21 protein-coding genes are annotated in these 18,747 nt (G+C 70.1%); 7 read left to right on the plus strand and 14 right to left on the minus strand.

Features of this window, described 5'->3' with window-relative positions; all coding sequences use genetic code 11:
* Position 1: 1 nt before the first annotated feature.
* A complete protein-coding gene (locus ACZ1DY_RS30225) occupies positions 2 to 571 on the minus strand; it encodes a TetR/AcrR family transcriptional regulator (protein WP_465481687.1) in 570 nt (189 codons plus the stop codon).
* A gap of 160 nt (positions 572 to 731) precedes the next feature.
* On the opposite strand from ACZ1DY_RS30225, the gene ACZ1DY_RS30230 reads away from it, so the two are divergent.
* The gene (locus ACZ1DY_RS30230; RefSeq protein ID WP_465481688.1) at positions 732 to 2,912 is read left to right on the plus strand and encodes an MMPL family transporter; all 2,181 of its coding nucleotides are present in this window, start codon (positions 732 to 734) and stop codon (positions 2,910 to 2,912) included.
* A gap of 171 nt (positions 2,913 to 3,083) precedes the next feature.
* On the opposite strand, the gene ACZ1DY_RS30235 is transcribed toward ACZ1DY_RS30230, so the two are convergent.
* Both ACZ1DY_RS30235 and ACZ1DY_RS30240 read right to left on the minus strand, forming a co-directional pair.
* Positions 3,084 to 3,638 carry an NADAR family protein gene (locus ACZ1DY_RS30235; protein ID WP_465481689.1) on the minus strand — a complete coding sequence of 185 codons (555 nt, stop codon included), beginning with the start codon at positions 3,636 to 3,638 and terminating at the stop codon, positions 3,084 to 3,086.
* 55 nt (positions 3,639 to 3,693) lie between these two features.
* Positions 3,694 to 3,849: a hypothetical protein gene (locus tag ACZ1DY_RS30240; protein ID WP_167373564.1), complete on the minus strand. Its 156-nt coding sequence runs from the start codon at positions 3,847 to 3,849 to the stop codon at positions 3,694 to 3,696.
* A gap of 87 nt (positions 3,850 to 3,936) precedes the next feature.
* Between ACZ1DY_RS30240 and ACZ1DY_RS30245 the strand changes: the two genes are divergently transcribed.
* From ACZ1DY_RS30245 to ACZ1DY_RS30255, 3 genes are read left to right on the plus strand one after another with little or no spacing between them, the layout of a single operon-like run.
* Positions 3,937 to 4,275 (plus strand): ArsR/SmtB family transcription factor, encoded by a 339-nt coding sequence (locus ACZ1DY_RS30245; protein WP_257485370.1) that lies wholly within the window; start codon positions 3,937 to 3,939, stop codon positions 4,273 to 4,275.
* 2 nt (positions 4,276 to 4,277) lie between these two features.
* Entirely contained in the window at positions 4,278 to 4,742 is a 465-nt protein-coding gene (locus tag ACZ1DY_RS30250; RefSeq protein ID WP_257485369.1) for an SRPBCC family protein, read from the plus strand.
* Entirely contained in the window at positions 4,742 to 5,302 is a 561-nt protein-coding gene (locus ACZ1DY_RS30255) for a dihydrofolate reductase family protein (RefSeq protein WP_257485368.1), read from the plus strand. Before ACZ1DY_RS30250 ends, ACZ1DY_RS30255 begins: the two co-directional genes overlap by 1 nt.
* A 58-nt stretch (positions 5,303 to 5,360) precedes the next feature.
* Here the strand turns inward: ACZ1DY_RS30255 and hisB are convergent, their stop codons facing one another.
* Genes hisB through hisD form a run of 3 tightly spaced genes read right to left on the minus strand, consistent with a single transcriptional unit; the run spans position 5,361 to position 8,379 of the window.
* Positions 5,361 to 5,960 carry an imidazoleglycerol-phosphate dehydratase HisB gene (gene hisB, locus ACZ1DY_RS30260; protein WP_005155296.1) on the minus strand — a complete coding sequence of 200 codons (600 nt, stop codon included), beginning with the start codon at positions 5,958 to 5,960 and terminating at the stop codon, positions 5,361 to 5,363.
* Positions 5,957 to 7,057 carry a histidinol-phosphate transaminase gene (locus ACZ1DY_RS30265; protein WP_126733737.1) on the minus strand — a complete coding sequence of 367 codons (1,101 nt, stop codon included), beginning with the start codon at positions 7,055 to 7,057 and terminating at the stop codon, positions 5,957 to 5,959. The genes hisB and ACZ1DY_RS30265 overlap by 4 nt, the downstream gene beginning before the upstream one ends.
* The gene (hisD, locus tag ACZ1DY_RS30270; protein WP_465481690.1) at positions 7,054 to 8,379 is read right to left on the minus strand and encodes a histidinol dehydrogenase; all 1,326 of its coding nucleotides are present in this window, start codon (positions 8,377 to 8,379) and stop codon (positions 7,054 to 7,056) included. Before hisD ends, ACZ1DY_RS30265 begins: the two co-directional genes overlap by 4 nt.
* An 84-nt stretch (positions 8,380 to 8,463) precedes the next feature.
* On the opposite strand from hisD, the gene ACZ1DY_RS30275 reads away from it, so the two are divergent.
* The gene (locus tag ACZ1DY_RS30275) at positions 8,464 to 9,258 is read left to right on the plus strand and encodes a carbon-nitrogen hydrolase family protein (protein WP_465481691.1); all 795 of its coding nucleotides are present in this window, start codon (positions 8,464 to 8,466) and stop codon (positions 9,256 to 9,258) included.
* On the opposite strand, the gene ACZ1DY_RS30280 is transcribed toward ACZ1DY_RS30275, so the two are convergent.
* The gene (locus ACZ1DY_RS30280; RefSeq protein WP_465481692.1) at positions 9,206 to 9,694 is read right to left on the minus strand and encodes an Lrp/AsnC family transcriptional regulator; all 489 of its coding nucleotides are present in this window, start codon (positions 9,692 to 9,694) and stop codon (positions 9,206 to 9,208) included. The two genes, ACZ1DY_RS30275 and ACZ1DY_RS30280, sit on opposite strands and share 53 nt — an antisense overlap.
* A gap of 68 nt (positions 9,695 to 9,762) precedes the next feature.
* On the opposite strand from ACZ1DY_RS30280, the gene ACZ1DY_RS30285 reads away from it, so the two are divergent.
* Entirely contained in the window at positions 9,763 to 10,656 is an 894-nt protein-coding gene (locus ACZ1DY_RS30285; RefSeq protein WP_465481693.1) for an SMP-30/gluconolactonase/LRE family protein, read from the plus strand.
* Between the two features lie 210 nt (positions 10,657 to 10,866).
* Here the strand turns inward: ACZ1DY_RS30285 and ACZ1DY_RS30290 are convergent, their stop codons facing one another.
* The 3 genes from ACZ1DY_RS30290 to eccB are packed head-to-tail and all read right to left on the minus strand — an operon-like array spanning position 10,867 to position 13,681.
* Positions 10,867 to 11,523: a response regulator gene (locus tag ACZ1DY_RS30290; protein ID WP_037309519.1), complete on the minus strand. Its 657-nt coding sequence runs from the start codon at positions 11,521 to 11,523 to the stop codon at positions 10,867 to 10,869.
* Positions 11,520 to 12,260 (minus strand): response regulator, encoded by a 741-nt coding sequence (locus ACZ1DY_RS30295; protein WP_371878830.1) that lies wholly within the window; start codon positions 12,258 to 12,260, stop codon positions 11,520 to 11,522. Before ACZ1DY_RS30295 ends, ACZ1DY_RS30290 begins: the two co-directional genes overlap by 4 nt.
* The gene (gene eccB / locus ACZ1DY_RS30300) at positions 12,257 to 13,681 is read right to left on the minus strand and encodes a type VII secretion protein EccB (protein WP_465481694.1); all 1,425 of its coding nucleotides are present in this window, start codon (positions 13,679 to 13,681) and stop codon (positions 12,257 to 12,259) included. Before eccB ends, ACZ1DY_RS30295 begins: the two co-directional genes overlap by 4 nt.
* A 146-nt stretch (positions 13,682 to 13,827) precedes the next feature.
* Between eccB and ACZ1DY_RS30305 the strand changes: the two genes are divergently transcribed.
* Complete coding sequence (locus tag ACZ1DY_RS30305) at positions 13,828 to 14,901, plus strand: type VII secretion protein EccE (RefSeq protein WP_465481695.1); 1,074 nt, start codon at positions 13,828 to 13,830, stop codon at positions 14,899 to 14,901.
* A 263-nt stretch (positions 14,902 to 15,164) separates the two neighbouring features.
* Here the strand turns inward: ACZ1DY_RS30305 and eccD are convergent, their stop codons facing one another.
* From eccD to ACZ1DY_RS30325, 4 genes are read right to left on the minus strand one after another with little or no spacing between them, the layout of a single operon-like run.
* On the minus strand, positions 15,165 to 16,541 hold the full coding sequence (gene eccD / locus ACZ1DY_RS30310; RefSeq protein ID WP_257485361.1) for a type VII secretion integral membrane protein EccD: 1,377 nt from the start codon (positions 16,539 to 16,541) through the stop codon (positions 15,165 to 15,167).
* Positions 16,538 to 16,867, minus strand: a complete 330-nt coding sequence (locus ACZ1DY_RS30315; RefSeq protein WP_016336001.1) for a YbaB/EbfC family nucleoid-associated protein — start codon at positions 16,865 to 16,867, stop codon at positions 16,538 to 16,540. Before ACZ1DY_RS30315 ends, eccD begins: the two co-directional genes overlap by 4 nt.
* Positions 16,864 to 17,382 (minus strand): hypothetical protein, encoded by a 519-nt coding sequence (locus ACZ1DY_RS30320; protein WP_465481696.1) that lies wholly within the window; start codon positions 17,380 to 17,382, stop codon positions 16,864 to 16,866. Before ACZ1DY_RS30320 ends, ACZ1DY_RS30315 begins: the two co-directional genes overlap by 4 nt.
* Before the next feature lie 5 nt (positions 17,383 to 17,387).
* Entirely contained in the window at positions 17,388 to 18,737 is a 1,350-nt protein-coding gene (locus tag ACZ1DY_RS30325) for a WXG100 family type VII secretion target (RefSeq protein WP_465481697.1), read from the minus strand.
* Between the last annotated feature and the right edge of the window lie 10 nt (positions 18,738 to 18,747).

Consider the following 18,747-nt stretch of genomic DNA (forward strand, 5'->3'; position numbering starts at 1 on the left):
GTCACGAACGGCGGCGCGGGCGGTTGTAGAGCTTGCGGCCGACGGCCAGGAGCGTTTCACGCAGCGTCTCGTCGTCGAGCGAAGCGACCTCGGGCGAGCCGCCGGCGAGGGCGATACCGGCGAGGAGCACCTGCGCGGTGACCATCCCCAGCGCGTCCGGCTCCGGGCCGGCGAGGATCTCCAGCAGCCGGTTCTTGAAGCTTTCCGAGCGGTGGACGGATTTTTCGATCGCGCGGGCGATACCGGGGTCGCTGGAGAACAGGGCGACCAGCGCGCGGTGCCGCACCACGAGATCGACGAAACCGTCGAGCAGGTGGTCGATCTGCGCGCCACGGGTGCGCTGGGCGCGGGCGTCGTCGACGATGCCTTCGAGCTCACGCAGCACGGGTTCGGCTACGGATTCGGTGATCTCCGCCTTCGTCTTGAAGTGGTAGTAGACGGCGGCCTTGGTGACGCCGAGGGCGTCCGCGATCATCTGCAGCGAGGTGCCTTCCACGCCATGTTCGGTGAACAGCCGCAACGCCGTGCTCAATAGTCGCGTGCGGGTGTCCTCCACGTGGACGACGTCCATGTTCCCTCCTCGTTCAGCCGTCGGAGATTACGTCAAGCGTGGCCGCCCGGCCAAACGAGTACTAGCCGTGCGGCTAGTCACACACTTGCCGATCGGCTTGTAGGCCCCTAGCCGATCGGCTAGCTTGAAATGAACCTGAACGAGTGAACGGGAGACTTTCGTGGCCAGCTTCCTGTACCGCCTGGGCCGGTTCTCGTTCCGGCGCCGGGTCCTGGTGACGGCGGTGTGGGCCGCCGTCCTGGTGGCCCTCGGCGCGGGCGCGCTGACCCTGTCCGGCCAGCTTTCGAACTCGGTGACCATCCCCGGTACCGAATCGCAGAAGGCGATCGACCAGCTCGCCGACCGGTTCCCGGAAGCCGCCGCGGGTGGCGCGACCGCACGCGTCGTCATCTCGACGCCCGGCGACATCACCGACGAGGCCGGACGAGCGGCGATCACGGGTCTCGTCACCGGGCTCAAGGACGCGCCGAAGGTCGCAGGCGTGGCCGACCCGCTGCAGATGCAGGCCATCTCCCCCGACAAGCACGTCGCGCTGGCGCAGGTCAGCTACCGCGTTCCGGGCTTCGAGCTCACCGACGCCGACCGCGACGGCCTGATGGCCGCCGCGGATTCCGCCAGGGCCGCCGGGTACACCGTGGAATTCGGCGGTGACGCCGTCCAGGCGATGCCCGCCACGAACGCCACCGAAGGCCTCGGCGTCGCCGTCGCCGCGGTCGTCCTGATCATCACCTTCGGCTCACTGCTCGCGGCCGGGATCCCGCTGCTGACCGCGCTCATCGGCGTCGGCATCGGCATGGCGGGGATCACCACGGCGTCCGGTTTCCTCGAACTGAACACGAACACGCCGGTGCTCGCGCTGATGATCGGCCTCGCCGTCGGCATCGACTACGCGCTCTTCATCGTTTCCCGCTACCGGCACGAACTCACGATCGGGCGGGATCCGGAGGAAGCCGCCGGACGCGCCACCGGCACGGCGGGCTCCGCGGTGGTGTTCGCCGGGCTGACCGTGATCATCGCGCTGGCCGGCCTGACCGTCGTCGGCATCCCGTTCCTCGGCGAGATGGGCATCGCCGCGGCGATCACCGTCGCCATCGCGGTCGTCATCGCGCTCACCCTGCTGCCCGCCGTGCTCGGGTTCGCGGGCGGCAAACTGGCGGGCGGCAAGATCCGCCTGCGCCGCAAGGAAAACGCGACGACACACGGCGAGCGCTGGGCACGTTTCGTGGCCCGCCGCCGGATCCCGGTGCTGATCGCCGCGATCGCCGGTCTCGCGATCGTCGCCATCCCGGCCGCGAGCATGCAGCTCGGCCTGCCGAACGACAGCACCGCCGCGCCGGACACCACCCAGCGCAAGGCCTACGACACCGTCGCGCGCAGCTTCGGCGAAGGCGCGAACGGGCCGCTGGTGATCGTCGTCGACCTGAGCGGCAGCACCGACCGCAAAGCCGCGCTCCAGCAGGCGGCCGCGGGCATCGGCGGCCTCCCCGAACGCCCGATCGTCACGCCGCCGAAGACCAACCGGGCCGGTGACCTGGCGCTGCTGACCGTCATCCCGAAGAGCGGCCCGAGCAGCACCGCGACCGAAGACCTGGTCAGCGACATCCGCGGCCTGAACGCGGGCCTCGGCTCGGCCACCGGCGCGTCGCTGGCGGTGACCGGCCAGACCGCGGCCAACATCGACGTCTCGGAGAAACTCGCCGACGCGATGCTGCCCTACCTCGCGCTGATCGTCGGGCTGGCGTTCCTGCTGCTGATGCTGGTGTTCCGGTCGATCGTGGTCCCGCTGAAGGCGACGCTGGGCTTCCTCGGCTCCGTGGTCGCGACGTTCGGCGCCGTGGTGGCGGTGTTCCAGTGGGGCTGGCTCACCGACCTGCTCGGCGTGAAGACGACCGGACCGATCATGAGCATGCTGCCGATCCTGCTGATCGGCGTACTGTTCGGGCTCGCGATGGACTACCAGGTGTTCCTGGTGACGCGGATGCGGGAGGAGTACGTCCACGGCGCCGACCCGCAGCAGGCGATGGTCACCGGTTTCCGGCACGGCTCCCGCGTCGTGGTCGCCGCCGCGCTGATCATGATCAGCGTGTTCGCCGGGTTCGTCCTCGCGGAATCGGCACTGATCCAGTCGATCGGGTTCGCGCTGGCCTTCGGGGTGCTGGTGGACGCCTTCGTGATCCGGATGACCCTCGTGCCGGCGCTGATGTCGCTGCTCGGCCGCGGCGCCTGGTGGCTGCCGAAGTGGCTGGACCGCGTGCTGCCCGATGTCGACGTCGAAGGCGAGAAGCTCGCGAAGCAGCTGGATGCGCCTGACGAACGAGAGCTGGTCGACGCCTCGAAGTAGGTTCTGGAGGCGAAGGCGGCCTGGGCCCGGTGCGCCCATGTCGCGAAAGCCACTTTCGAGACATCAGACGTCGCGAAAGTGGCTTTCGCGACGCGCCGCTTGGACCCCCTCGATAAGTACGTGAAGGCCCCCTTCATTGCGTCTAGCGCAGTGAAGGGGGCCTTCACGTACTCAGGCGAGCGCCGCGCGGGCCTCTCCCAGCGCGAAGCCGAGCAGGTTCAGGCCGCGCCAGCGTTCCGCGTTCTCGGCGTCCGGGTGGTCGGCGGCGAGGCCGATCCCCCAGATCGCGTCCAGCGGACTGGCCTCGACCAGCACCCGATTCCTGGTACCGAGCAGGAAATCGCACAGTTCCGGATGCTGCCCGAACTTCGCGATCGTCCCCTCTAGGACGATGGCGGAGCGCGCGTCTTCCCACCGGCTCTGCTCGAATCCCCGCACTTCGCGGCCCAGCTCCTTGGCCTGACGCGGATGCCGGGCGGCGAGGATCCGCGCCGCGCTCTCGGCGTCGTCGAACAGGACGGCTTTGCGCCACATCATGTAGTGCTCCGCCGTCGGGAAGGTTTCGCCGTCGGCGGTGAACCGGGCGGGCCACCACTGGCTGAAGCATTCCGGACCGATCGTGCCGTCACGCCGCGGCTGATGACCCCAGAAGAACTGGAATTTGACGCGGCTCCCCGATCGCTGGAGCCGGACGACTTCGGCGACCGAGCGCGGGTTTCCGGACATGCCGGACAGCATGCCCGCCGCCGTCGCGGCGCGCAGCCGATTTACCGGGCGGCGGTCAGGCCAGCCAGGCGATGGCCCCGCCGATCGCCAGCACCGCGCCGATCCCCAGCACGACGGCCATGAACTTGACGCTCTTCCAGGTCGCGTAGACGCCGCCGATCAGGAAGCCGCCGAGCGCGAACAGCAGCACAGCGATGGTCGTGTTACTCACGACCGCCACCCTGCCACACGCCCACGGCCGGGACCCCGCCGGGCTCGGCCTTGCCACGGGCACCGAACCCGGCTAACGTACAACCACATGGTTGTACTTCGGGAGGAAAGCGAGGAATCGCTCAACCGGCTTTTCCGCGCCTTGGCCGATGGCACGCGCCGCGACATCCTGGCGCGGGCCATCACGGAAACGCCGTCGGTCTCCGATCTCGCCGCGCATTACGAGATGAGCTTCGCCGCCGTGCAGAAACACGTCGCCGTGCTCCAGCGCGCGGGGCTGGTCCGGAAACGTGCCAACGGCCGCGAACAGCTGGTCTCGACCGACCGCGAGCGGCTCCAGCGCGCCACCGAGCTGCTCGACTCCTACGAAGTCCTTTGGCGCCAGCGTGTGGCGCAGCTCGACGATGTCCTGCGAGAAGGGGAATGACGATGCCGATCACCTCTGTCACCAAGGAGCCCGAAAAGCTCAGTCTCACCGTCGTGGCGGACTTTCCCGTTCCGCGAAAGCGGCTTTGGGCGGCTTGGGAGGATCCAAGGCAACTGGAGCGCTTCTGGGGACCACCGTTCGCGCCCGCCACGTTCACCCATCACGATTTCCGGGCGGGCGGCCGCGCCGAGTACTACCTGTCCGGGCCCAACGGGGAGAGGTGGCCCAACTCCTGGAAGTTCACCGAGGTGAACCCCATCGACTCGTTCGAGGCGGAAGACGGCGACGACAACGACGCAAACATGCCCACCTCGATGACCTTCACCTTCGAGGCGACGCCCACGGGGTCACGGATGATCCACGTGACGCGGTTTTCCAGTGTCGAAGCCATGGAGAAGACGATCCCCGGGATGGAAGAGGGATTCCGGGCCGCGATGCCCCAACTCGACGCACTGCTGGAGGCGTGATGAGAAGACTCAAGATCATCGAGCACATCTCGCTCGACGGCGTGATCCAGCATTCCGAAGACGAGAACGGCTTCCCGTACAGCGGCTGGAACATGCCGTACCGGACCCCCGCCGGCCGGGAAGCCCTCCTGGCCGCGCACACCGAAAACTTCGACCTGCTGCTCGGCCGCCGAACCTACGACCTCTGGTCGGAGTACTGGCCGGACGCGCCGAGCGACCCGTTCGCGGACCGGCTCAAGGCGGCGACGAAGTTCGTCGTCACCCACCGGCCGGAAAGCCTGAAATGGGGCCCGTTCGAGGGAATCGGCCCGGACCTCGTCGAAGGCGTTCGCCGCGTCAAGGCGCAGGACGGCCCGGACCTCGTCCTCTCGGGAAGCTCCACGCTGACGTCGGCGCTGCTCGAAAACGGGCTCGCGGACGAAGTCGTGCTGGCCGTCTACCCACTCCTTTTGGGCACGGGCAAGCGTTTCTTCGCCGAAGGGACGCCTGCCTGCTCCTTGAAGTTCGCCGGCACCACGAGCACCCCGTCCGGTGTGCTCCTCAACACCTACCGCGTTTAGTCCTCTGGATGCGGTCCTCGCGGGTGCGACTACCGCATCCAGAGGACGAAATGCGGGGTCAGAGGACGCCCTTCGTCGACGGGATGCCGCCCGCCCGCGGGTCCGGCTCGGTGGCGGCGCGCAGCGCACGCGCGACGGCCTTGTACTCGGCCTCCGCGATGTGGTGCGGGTCGCGGCCGTGCAGCACCCGTACGTGCAGCGCGATCTGCGCGTGGAACGACAGCGAGTCGAACACGTGCCGCGTCAGCACGAACGGGTAGTTCCCGCCGATGGTGAAGCTGTTGAACTGCTCCGGCTCGCCGAGGTGCACGCAGTACGGGCGCCCGGAGACGTCGATCGCGGCGTGCGCGAGGGTCTCGTCCATCGGGATCCACGCGTCGCCGAACCGGCGGATGCCGCTCTTGTCGCCGAGCGCCTGCCGCAGCGCCTGGCCGAGCACGATCGCGGTGTCCTCGACGGTGTGGTGCGCGTCGATGTGCACGTCACCGGTCGCCTGCACCTTGAGGTCGAGCGAGCCGTGCACGCCGAACGCGGTGAGCATGTGGTCGTAGAACGGGACACCGGTGTCGATCTCCACCTGCCCCGTGCCGTCCAGGTCGAGCTGGACCGAAATGGACGATTCCCTGGTGGTGCGATCCACCTTGCCGACGCGACTCATCGCGGCACCTCCTTGCTGGCCTCGAGAAAGGCGTCGTTCTCTTCCGGCGTCCCGATGGTCACCCGCAGGTGTCCTTCGATGCCGACGTCCCTGATCAGCACGCCGTTGTCCAAATAGGACTTCCAGGTCGCGGGCGCGTCCGCGAACCGTCCGAAGAGGACGAAGTTCGCGTCACTCGGGACCGGCGTGAATCCCAAGCCCAGCAACGCTTCCACGACGCGGTCGCGTTCGGCCGCGAGTTTGGCGACCGAGGCGAGGGTGGCGTCCGCGTGCCGCAGCGCGGCGCGCGCGGCGGCCTGCGTGAGCTTCGAGAGGTGATACGGCAGCCGCACCAGCTGCAGCGCGTCGACGATCGCGGGCGCGGCCGCGAGATACCCGAGGCGCCCGCCCGCGAAGGCGAACGCCTTGCTCATCGTGCGCGACACGATCAGCTTCGCCGGGTACTCCTCGAGAAGCTCGACGGCGCTCGGCTGCGACGAGAACTCCGCGTACGCCTCGTCGACCACCACGATGCCCGGCGCCGCTTCGAGCAGCCCGCGCAGCTCGCCGAACGGGATCGACCCGCCGGTCGGGTTGTTCGGGCTGGTCACGAACACGATGTCCGGACGGCGTTCGCGCACCAGCGCGGCCGCCTTCTCGGTGTCGAGCGTGAAATCGTCGCGGCGCGGCACCGGCAGCCAGTCGGTGCGGGTGCCCGCCGAGATGATCGGGTGCATCGAGTACGACGGCTCGAAACCCAGGGCCGAGCGGCCGGGACCGCCGAAGGCCTGCAGGATCTGCTGCAGGATCTCGTTGGACCCGTTGGCGGCCCAGACGTTCGACTCCGACACGAGCACGCCGGTGGACACCGCGAGGTAGTCCGCGAGGTCCTGGCGCAGCGCGACGGCGTCGCGATCCGGATAGCGGTGCAGCGAAGCGGCTTCGGCGCGGACGGCCTCGGCGACGTCGGCCACCAGCGCGTCCGGCGGTGGGTACGGGTTCTCGTTGGTGTTGAGCCGGATCGGCACGTCCAGCTGCGGCGCGCCGTACGGGGTCTTGCCCCGCAGGTCGTCCCGCAGCGGGAGAGCGCCGAGCGTGATCTCCTCGCCGATGCTCATGCGCGCTCCCCTTCGAACCGCGCCGTGATGGCCTCGCCGTGCGCGGGCAGGTCTTCGGCGTTCGCCAGCGCGACGACGCGGCCGGCGATCTCGCGCAGCGCGTCCTGGCTGTAGTCGACGACGTGCACGCCCTTGAGGAAGCTCTGCACCGAAAGCCCCGACGAGTGCCGCGCGAACCCGCCGGTGGGCAGGACGTGGTTCGACCCGGCGCAGTAGTCGCCGAGCGAGACCGGCGCGTACGCACCGACGAAGATCGCGCCGGCGTTGCGCACGCGGGCCGCCACCGCCGACGCGTCCGCGGTCTGGATCTCCAGGTGTTCCGCGGCGTACGCGTCCACGACGCGGATGCCTTCGTCCACAGTGGACACCAGGATGATGCCGGACTGCTTGCCGCCCAAGGCTTCCGTCACCCGCTCGGAGTGCTTGGTCGCGGCGACGCGACCGGTCAGCTCCTTGTCGACGGCGTCCGCGAGCTCCTCGGACGTGGTGACCAGCACGCTCGCGGCGAGCGGGTCGTGCTCGGCCTGGCTGATCAGGTCGGCGGCGACGTGCACCGGGTCGGCGGTCTCGTCGGCCAGGATCGCGATCTCGGTCGGGCCGGCCTCGGAGTCGATACCGATGATGCCGCGCAGCAGCCGCTTGGCCGCGGTGAGGTAGATGTTGCCGGGCCCGGTGACGACGTCGACCGGCTCCAGCGTCGCGCCGTCGGTGTCGGTGCCGCCGTACGCGAGCAGCGCGACGGCCTGCGCCCCGCCGACGGCCCAGACCTCGTCGACGCCGAGCAGTTCGGCGGCGGCCAGGATCGTCGGGTGCGGGAGCCCGCCGAACGCGGCCTGCGGCGGCGAGCACAGCACGAGCGTGCCGACACCGGCGATCTGCGCCGGGACGACGTTCATCACCACGGTCGAGGGGTAGACCGCGAGCCCGCCCGGCGCGTACAGCCCGACGCGCTCGACCGGGATCCAGCGCTCGGTGACGGTGCCGCCGTCGACGACCTCGGTCGTGACGTCCTGACGTCGCTGGTCGCCGTGGACCTTGCGGGCGCGGACGATGGACTCCTCCAGCGCCTCGCGGACGGCGGGATCGAGGTTCGCGAGCGCGTTGGTGAGCTCGGCGGCGGCCACGCGGACGCCACCGGGACGGACCTTGTCGAACTTCTCGGTGAACTCGAGAACCGCCTCGACGCCGCGATCGCGGACCGCCTCGACCACCGGCCGTACGTGATGCAGCGCCGCGTCCACGTCGTACTCGGCACGCGGGAGCGTGCGCCTGAGCTCGGCAACGGACGGGACCTGTCCACGCAGGTCGGTACGGTTCAGCATGGGTCAAGGGTACGAGGTGGCCGGATCGCCCCGAGCAGGCACACTGGGGTGGTGACCAGCGATCCCACGATGAGGGAGGCCTCCGTGCCGCGAATCGGGTTGTGCCAGCTCACGGCCGCCGAGGATCCCGAGACGAACCTGAAGCTGATTCGCGAGGGCGTGACGGCCGCGGCGGGCGAGGGCGCCCGGATCGTCGTGTTCCCGGAGGCGGCGATGGCACGCTTCGGCATCCCGCTGGGGCCCGTCGCGCAACCCTTGGACGGACCATGGGCGTCCACTGTGGCCGGGCTCGCCGAAGAGCACGGCGTCGTGGTCGTCGCGGGCATGTTCACGCCGTCACCCGACGGGCGCGTGAGCAACACCCTGCTCGTCACCGGCGCGGGGCATCACCTCGGCTACGACAAGATCCATCTGTACGACGCCTTCGGGTTCGCCGAGTCCGGCACGGTCGCGCCCGGCGCCGCGCCCGCCACCTTCGAGGTCGACGGGACCACGTTCGGCGTCGCGACCTGCTACGACATCCGCTTCCCCGAGCTGTTCCGGAAGCTGGCCGACGACGGCGCCGACATCGTCCTCGTGCCGACGTCCTGGGGCGCGGGCGAGGGCAAACGCGAGCAGTGGGAGGTGCTGGTGCGCGCCCGCGCGCTCGACTCCGGCTGCTGGGTGCTGGGCTGCGGGCAGGCCGATCCGGCCACGACCTCGACCCCGGTGAACCCGAAGGCTCCCACCGGGATCGGCTACTCCACGGTCTCCGACGGTTTCGGCCGCGTCCACACCCAGCTGGGCGCCGGGCCGGAGCTGGTGGTCGTCGACGTGGATCCCGCGGTCAGCGGGAAGGCGCGGGCGGCGACGGGGGTGCTGGCGAACCGTCGCCTCTAGCGTCTACAGACCGCTCGAAGAAGGATTCGAGCACCACGATCGTCTGCGTCCCGGTGACGCCTTCGATGGCGTACAGCCTGCGCAGTGACGCCTGCAGCTCCTCGGTGGTCGGCGTGCGCACCTTCACCAGGAGCGAGGCCGGGCCCGCGATGATGTGCGCCTCGACGACCTCCGGCAGCGCCTCCAGCGCGGCCTTGGTCGGCGCGTCGCCCATCCACGAGCCCGCTTCGACCAGCACGTACGCCATCACTCCCCGGCCGACGGCCGCCGGATCGACGTCCACGGTCGTGCGCCGGATGACGCCCTGTTCGCGCAATTTGCGGACCCGCTCGTGCGCGGCGCCCGCGGACAGGCCGACCGCCTTGCCGAGCGCGGCGTACGCCTGAGTCGCGTCCCGCTGCAACGCGGTGAGCAGCATGCGATCCACGTCATCCATGGGTTGACCATATCAAGTTCAGCGGTTCATGATGATCGCAATATCTCATTCAGAGCACTGGGGTTCTCATGGACATGGTCAAGGCGCATTTCGAAGTCCTCGACGAACGGTTCGCCCGCGTCAACGGGGACGAGTGGATGCAGCGGATCCACACCGGCTGCCGGTGGACCGAGGGGCCCGCCTACTTCCCGGCAGGCCGGTACCTGGTGTTCAGCGACATCCCGAACGACCGGGTCCTGCGCTGGGACGAGACCACCGGTGCGGTCGGCGTGTTCCGCGAGCCCGCCGGATTCCACAACGGGCACACCGTCGACCGCCAGGGCAGGCTCGTCAGCTGCGAACAGGGCGGCCGCCGGGTGACGCGCACCGAACACGACGGCACGACCACCGTCCTCGCGGACACCTATCAGGGCAAGAGGTTCAACAGCCCCAACGACGTCGTCGAGTCCTCCGACGGCGCGATCTGGTTCACCGACCCGAGTTACGGCATCGACAGCGACTACGAGGGCCACCAGGCGGAAAGCGAGATCGGCGCCTGCCACGTCTACCGGGTCGATCCGGACGGTTCCGTACGGATCGTCGCGGACGATTTCTCGCGCCCGAACGGGCTGGCGTTCTCGCTCGACGAGTCGCTGCTCTACATCGCGGACACGCGGCAGAAACCCAGCCACATCAGGGTTTTCTCGGTGGACGGGTCCGTGTTGTCGGGTGGCGAGGTCTTCGCGACCTGCGACGCCGGCGCTTTCGACGGCGTGCGCGTGGACGCCGCGGGCCGGGTCTGGGCCGCCGCGCACGACGGCCTGCACTGCTTCGCGCCCGACGGCACGCGGATCGGGAAGCTGCGCGTGCCGGAGGTGTGTTCCAACCTGACGTTCGGCGGGCCGCGGCGGAACGATCTGTTCATCACCGCGTCCAGTTCGGTCTACACGCTGCGAGTGAACTTCTCGGGGCCCCGTTTCTGACGGCCGAAGCCGGCAGTGTGGCCGCGGAGGTGTCGCGAAAGCCACTTTCGAGACATCAGACGTCGCGAAAGTGGCTTTCGCGACACACGCTTCGGCCTAGGGAACACCTCGGCCGCACGAAGGCCGGCTTCCCTTCCCGCAGGGAAGTGAAACGCCCCTTCACCACCTGAAGGTGGGCAAGAAGACCTCGCGGCCTTGCCAGTCGAAGACTTACCGCAGCAGGCCCTCGCGGATCGCGACGCGCACGAAGCCGGCTCGCCGCCGCTCCCCGGTCTTGTCCCGGATCCGGTCGAGATAGGACCGCACGGTCCGCACGCTGATGTTCAGGATCTCCGCCACGTCGACGTCCCGTTCGCCCGCCGCGACCAGCCGCAGGACCTGCTTCTCCCGTTCGGACAGGACGATCTTGGGCCCGGCGTGGCGGTCTTCGCTGTCCTGGATGATCATCCCGGCCAGCGTCGGCGACACGTACGCGTTGTCGTCGGCGATGGTGCGGATGGCGCGCAGGAGTTCGTCGCCGTCGACGTCCTTGGAGAGAAAGCCTTTCGCCCCGGCCTGCATGGCGCCCAGTACCTCGGGCTGCTCGGCGTGCGCGGACACCACGAGCACCTTGTGCCCCATCTGCCCCACTTCGAGCACGGCGGCGGCGTCCTGGACACCGCGCAGCTTGAGGTCGAGGACGACGACGCTGCCGGGCGGCTGTTCCTGGACGGCGAACCGCGCGACGGAGTCGGCGACGGCGCCCAGCGCGATGTCGGGCGCTTCGGTGAGGACACGCGCGACGGCGTCCCGGTACAGCGGATGATCTTCGATCACCCCGACGTTGATCGGCGTGGTGCGTTTCGGCTGCTGCTCGTCTGCGTTCACCGGCGTCCTTCGAATCCGCCCGCGTCGGCGCGGGGCGCGACCGGCCGAGCCGGGCCGGGCACCTCCGGCGGAGACGCGAGACCGAGCTGGATGGCCTTGCGGACCAGACCGGCCCGCCTTCTCTCTCCGAGTTTGTCACGGATCCGGTCCAGATAACCGCGGACCGTCCGAACTCCGATGCCGAGGATGCGGGCGATGTCGACGTCGCGTTCGCCCGCCGCGACCAGCCGCAGGACCTGCTTCTCCCGCGCGGAGAGCGCGACGTCCGGAGCCGGCGCGGGACGGTCGGCGTTGTCCTTGATGATCATCCCGGCCACCACCGCGGAAACGTAGGCCCGGCCCCGCGCGACCGTCCTGATCGCGGTCAGCAGCTCGTCGACGTCGACGTCCTTGGACAGGAATCCCTTGGCACCGGCGGCGATCGCGCCGAGCACCTGCTCGGGTTCGGCCTGCGCGGACACCACGAGCACGTGATGGCCCAGTTCGGCCACCTGGAGCACGGCGGCCGCCCCGGCGATCCCCGGCAGGCCGAGGTCGAGCAGCACCACACTGCCGGGCGGCTGCGGATGGACGTGGAACCGGGCGACCGAATCGACCACGGCGCCCAGCTCGATCCCTTCGGCCTCGGTGAGGACCCGGACCACGGCGTGCCGGTACAGCGGATGGTCTTCGATCACCGCGACGTCGACCCGGTCGGTCTCCGGCCTGTCTTCGGTCACCTGCACGTTCCCGATCACCCCGTCCCACCCACCGCGGACACCGCACGACCCGCTTGCGCCGGGTCCAGCGCGGGACCGCGCGGAACCAGTGCCAGCAATCCATTCGGAACCGGCTGCCGTTCGGCTTGGCCGTACCCGAGCGAAGCGAGTGCCTCGGTGCTCGCCACCGGGTACTTCAGGCCCGTGTCGGTGACGACGTAGACCGTGCCGGAACCGGATTCCGCCACCACCGCGCCTCCCGACGGGGGCACGAAGACGGCGTCGGCGACGAGCGCGTCCGTGCGCGCCGTCACCGGGATCGCCTTCGCACCTTGCGGCAACGGGACCTGTGCGGAGATAACGATTCGAGAACCGTGTGCGCATAACGTCACGGACTGTCCGGTAACGGGCGCTTTTCGCGGGATCCGGTCCGGATACTCGGCGGGATCGGCGCCGCCCGTCCTCGCCGAGGCGACCTTCGGCACCGCGGCGACGTCGGCCGCGCGCACCGCGACGGGCGCCGGGACACCGTTGTAGGCGTCCGCGTTCTCCGGCGTGTTGATCAGCAGGCTCGCCTCGGTCTGGCCGATCGGCTGGAGCCCTTCGGCGCGGACGAGGTAGTAGGACGTCGCGTCGTTGGGCGACGCCATCGCGTCGACGACGCCGAGCACCGAACCGACCTTCGTCGCGGTGCCGCCGACCTTCGGGCCGGGACGTCCGGCGTCCTCGACCGCGCGGTAGGCCAGATCGCGTCCGGCGGCGACGGTACCGATCCACCGGGAGGACACCGCGATCACCGGATAGGTGTCGAACTGCAGCGCCGTGGCGGCTTCCGGGGTGAGCTTGTAGCGTCGCCCCGCCGTCACGAGGTAGCGCTCCCCGTCGGGGACACGGACCACGACGGCCTGGTCCCTCGGCAGGTCGACCCCGGCCGCGGGCGCGCCGAGGAGGACCGTCGTCTCCGGTTCGGCCGACGCGGGCGCGTCCTGAGTGGTCCGCGAGCAGCTCGTCCACGGCGTTTTCACGAGCGCGGCCGCCGCGGGCAACGAGTCGGGGGCGCCGGGAATGCCGATCTGCGAACCACGCGGCGCCTTCGCGAGCTTGTCCGAAGGGACGGTCACAGTGGCCTCGCCGTTGCCGCCCGCCATCAACCGCGCGGAGGCGTAGTTGAGCACGGGGTGCAGCGCGCCGTCCTGGCCGAGGATGTAGCGCGCGCCGGTGCCCTCTTCGACGATCACCTTGCCGCCCGCCAGCCAGTCCTTGCCGCCGGACGGGTTCAGCAGGCCGATCACGCCGAACACCGCGGTGACCAGCAACGCGACGCCGAGGCCGCACAGGGTCCCGATCACGAGCCTGCGGCTCGGGGCGACCGGGTGGTTGGCGTCAGCCGAGACCAGTGCCGAAACCAGTCTCCTGCGGAGGAATTGGTAGGCCTGGATCTGGTCCCGCTGCGTCCACACGCTCCCGTCCCCCGCCGCTCTTGCCCACCCGTTCGAGGGTGCTCACGTTAGGTTCCGGCCAGGTTCGCGGTGAGGGTATTTTTTACGCCCCTCCCCCGCGCGGGGCGGGGCTACCGTCGTGCGCGTGCACGGAGGAGGGGAATTCCTTGTCGGTTGAAGCCCCGGCCCGCCCGGTCCCGGAACAGGCGCCCGCGCGCGGGGTCGCGGGGGCGGCGCCACTGCCCTGGCTGCTGCCGATCCGCCCACTGCAGGCGGCGCTCTGGGAGATCGCCGGGATCGCGATCCTGCTGGCCCTGACCGTCGACGGGATCCCTCAGGCCGCGTGGATCAGCATCGTCGCCGTCGCCGGCGTCCTCGTGCTGACGACTTCGGTCCGCTTCGCCGGACGCCACGCCGCGGGCTGGGCGCTCACCTGGGCCAGGTATCGACTGAAGCGCCGCGACAAGAACGAAGTCCCCGATCCACTGCACCGGCTCGCCGGTCCCGTCCGGGTGCGCCAGCACGTCGACCGCGCGGGCAACCGGTTCGGCGTCGCCGAGGTCAGCGACGGGTGGAGCGCCATCGTGCGGCTCACCCCCGGCACCGTGGCACCGTCGCCGGACAAGCTCGTCGGCATCCTGCGCGAGGCGTACACGAGCACCGGGATCCCTTTGTCCAGCGCGCAACTGCTGACCTGGACCGTCCCCAATGGACAGTCCTTGCTGCGGGTCCGCTGGCTCACCGTCCGGTACCGGCCCGAGGACGCGCCCATCGCCGCGCTCGCCAGAGGCGGCGGAGAGCTCGGCGCGCTGCGGAGCACCGCCTGCGCGGCGCTACGCCTGATGGGCACGCTCGCCGAAGCGGGGTTCGAGAGCACCGTGCTCGAAGCGGGCGAGGTGACGGAGAACCTGCGCGTCGCGCTCGGCAGCGGCCAGGACGCGCCGGTGGACGGCTGGCGTTCCTGGGCTTGGGGCGGGGCGTCGCAGGTCTGCTACCGGCCACGGTCGGAGCGGGATCTCGGGCGGACGCTGGATCTTCACGTGCCCGGCTCGGCGTTCACCGCGACTTCGTACACGCTGTACCGGTCGCCTGGCGGACGCGAGAAGTCCGAGGTGACGATCCGGGTGGGCGGACGGCCGGGAGCGGAACCGGTGCGGCCGGCCGGGATCGCGGTCACCCCGCTGCACGGACGGCACGCGGCGGCGGTTCGGCGGACCCTGCCGCTGGCGCTGGAGAACTGAGGGGACGCCATGGACGTCGCGAAAGCCACTTTCGGGACACCAGACGTCGCGAAAGTGGCTTTCGCGACATCACCGCCGCCTCGGGCTCGCTCTATTCGACGCCGTGTGAACCGAAAGGGCGCGCGACGCGTTTCGTCCTCTGAATGTGGGCAGTCGCGCAACGTTGAAGGTTGCGAAAGCCACTTTCGCAACCTTCAACGTTGCGAAAGTGGCTTTCGCAACGTCAGCTAAGCCTTACCCGTCAACTGAATACGCTGGAGAGATCAGCCCCGCACGGCCTCGTAGACGCCCGCGATCATGCCGACGAACGGGATCAGCGAGAGCAGCACCAGGAACTCGACGATATCGAGAGTCCTTGCCCAGTAAGGAGAACGACGTCCCTTCGCGACACGCGTCGCGTAGGTGAGACAGACGCCGGCCGCGACGACCACGGCGCATCCCGCGGCGAAGACGAACGAACGCGGACCGCTCGCGGCGAGCCAGAATCCGGCCGCCGCCAGGGCCGCCGCGCCGAAACCGATGAGCACCACCCGCTGCGAACGGCCGGCGAAGGCACGCGAACGCAACATCAGCGCCAGACCCAGCAACGCGCTCAAGCCCGCTTCCCAAGCCCCGCCGGACGAAGACAGGACCACCGACGCCGAAACCACGACGAGCCCGAGCGCGACGAGCAGCCCGGTCAGCAACGCCTGCGCGTACGTCGTGCCGCCGACCATGTCCTCGCCGAGCGAAGGGTTCTCGTCGGCACGGAACGCGTCCATGTCGTCGGGCACCCGCGGCAGCGGCAGCCTGCCGAGCCGCAGCGCCATCATCGGCGCGACCGCGGCAAGCGCCGTCGCCACCACCGCGACCACGGCGGCCGCCGAAACCGGGCGGACGTCGGCCAGCAGGACGATGGCGGTGGTGATCGCGCCGAGCCCGGCCGACACCGTCACCGCGACGAACCACGGCAGCCGGTCCGCCACCGAAACGGCCGCGATCACGCCATAGACGGTCACCACCGCGAGCCCGGCGGCCAGCGGCCCGGCCGACAGCGAGAACAGCGGATGCGGCGGCAGGATCGACATCCCCGCCAGCAGCGCCGCGCCGACGCCGGCGAGCGCACCCGCGGCACCGGCCTCCGCATCGCCGTACGCGCGGCTCAGCGCGCCACCGCCCAGCACCAGCACGAGCGCGAGCAGCCCGGTCCCGATCGGCGCCAGCACACTGCCGGACGCCGCGGCCTGCACCAGCAGCCCACCGGCGAGCAGCAGCACCACGGACGCGACGATGCCGGCCTTGCGCGCCACCGACGGCCCCCACCGCCCGGTGCCCGACTCGGCGACGCTGGCGATCGAGTCGACGACGTCGTCGAACAGCAGCGGACCCCGCGGGCGTTCCCGCGGGGTCAGATGGAGGACTTCGCCGTCGCGCACCTGCGCCGCGGCGACCGTGAGCCCGAGCGCGAGCGGAGCGCCGCCGAGCCGCGACAGCACCCAGCCGGGATGCTCGGCCGACGCCTGCCCCGAAGCGCCCGCGAGCCGCACGAGCTGCGGGACGAGTTCGGCGAACGTGCTCTGCTGCGGCAGCGCCACGTCGACGCGCGCCCTCGGTGTCACCACCGTGACGCGCCGGGTGGAGCCCGCGATCGCGGCCGTCATGCTTCGATCGACTTGGCGGACTCGATGACCGGGGCGAATTTGGCGCTGCTGGCCTCGGCCAGTTTCTGCAGCCCGTTGTTGACCGCCTCCAGCACGATCTCCGAGAGGTTGCGCGCGTCGTACTGCCGCACCGCGCGCGGGTCGATGTCGATCGAGGTGAACCGGCCGTCACCGCGCAGCACGACGGTGACCTCGTTCTGCCGCGAGTGCGCCTTGACCTCCATCGCCTCGACCGAACGCTGGATGCGCTGCACCTCTTCGGTCTGCTTGCGGACCTGGTCCAGCAACTCGTCCATGTCCGGCATGGCGTAGGGGTCGGTGGTCACGAGTCTTCTCCTTCATCTGCGGTGAAATCCCGCCGGACGTGGACACTGCCCACGAACCGCCGGAAATCGTCGCCGAGGCCACGGGCCGCCTCGGGCGTTGCGGTACAGGCGATTTCGAGGATCAGCCGCTCGGCCGGGGTCGCCCCCGGCACGGTCAGCAGCACCTGCGTCTGCACGAGATCCTGTCCTTCGCCGGTGCGGACACGCAGCACCTGCGTCACTCCCGGCGCGATCCCGGTGCCGATCACCTTGCGCCGCACCACTTCGAGCGCGGCCATGGTCCGGCCGAGGCGCTCGACGGCCTCGTCGGCGATGTCGGTGATCTCCGCCTGGTCGGGCCGTTGGCCGATGCTCAGGGTGATGTTCGGGGTGAACTCCGCGTGCGTCCCGGTGCGCACCGCCACGAAGACCGCGCCCTCGGCGCCGACGGACGCCGGCTCGACCGGCACCCAGCCCTCGGGGATGTCGAACCCGAGCGGGAGGGAGACCCGGTCCTGCGTCATCGCTTCGCTCATCCCTGTCACCACGTGCCCACGTAGGTGATCGCATCGTCCCACGCCTCGCCGACGGCGTCCGCCGCCTGGCCCGCAGCGCCGCTGACCGCGTCGACGGCCGCGCCGCCGTACTCGCCGACGGTGTCCGCGATCTTCGGCAGATCGATGTCGATCTTCGCGCCGATCCCGGCACCGAGGCCGAGCGCGAGACCCGCCTTGAAGTTGACCTTGATATGCCCGGCGTCGTAGACGGCCTGGCCGTCGAGCTGCGCGCCGAGTCCATATTGGAGGGTGCCGCTCGCACCGACGCCCACCCCGGCCACGTCCGCCGCGAGCTCGCCTTCGATCTTGCCGCCGACGAAGGCGTTGGCGTGCACACCGACCCCGTGCGCGCCCGCCTGCAGCGAACCGTTCACCTCACCGCCGACGAACGCGGTTCCCTTGGCGCTGCCCGAAGCGACGCCCCACTCGCCCTTGCGTTCGAGCTCTTCCTTGAAGGCGGCCAATTCCGCGTGCCCGGAAGCCTTCACGTCCCAGCCCTGCGAGGAGATCTTGGCGTCCCAGCCCGGGGTGAAGCCGTCCTGCTCCTGCTTCCACTTGGCATAGGTGATCTCGGTGTTGCCCCAGGCCTTTTCGCCAAGGCTCTCCGGCTTCGGCCTGCCGAACGGGGTGTCGCCGGCACGCGGGGCACGCGTGCCTTCGAGACCGTCCCAGGTGAGCTTCTTCCAGCCGGAGTTGCCGAACCAGGAAGGATGCGAGCGCGGGCGCTTGCGTCCGTCGAGCGCTTCGCCGTTGAGCCAGTACAACGGGCCGCGGCCCCATTTGCCGAGCTCGTGCTCGATCCGGCCGGTGCCCTCCGGCGGGAACAGCCGCGCGAGTTCTTCGCTCAGCTCGTCGGCGATCTCCTGCGCCGCCTGCGCGGCTCGTTCGCCGAGCTGCCGGGCGGCGGAGATGAACGCGTCGACCGCGTTCGCGTTCGCCGTCCGCGCCTGGCTGACGAGCTGCGCGGCGTATTGGTCGAACTGGGCGAGGATCGAGTCCACACAGGACTTCGCGCCCTGCAGGGCCTGCGCGCCCGCCCGCAGCCGGTTCGACTGGTCGCTCAGTTTCGCGCCGAGCTCGCCGAGTTCCTGACTCAGTTTCGCGGCGGAGATGGAGAACGCCGTGTAGGCGTCGCCCTCCCAAGACGCGTTGAGCGCCTTCGCCGCCTTGCCGATCTCGTCCGCCCGGCCCGAAACCGTCGACGCCCGGTCGCCGCACCGCTGGCCGGCCGCGGTCAGCGCCGAAGGATCACCGGTGACCCGCCGCTGGTACTCGACCACGAGCCGCCGGTAGTTCGACAGGATCGAACTGACGACGCCCGAAGCGTCGACCACACCGCTCCCC

It is taken from the genome of Amycolatopsis sp. PSD-21 (assembly GCF_055561455.1).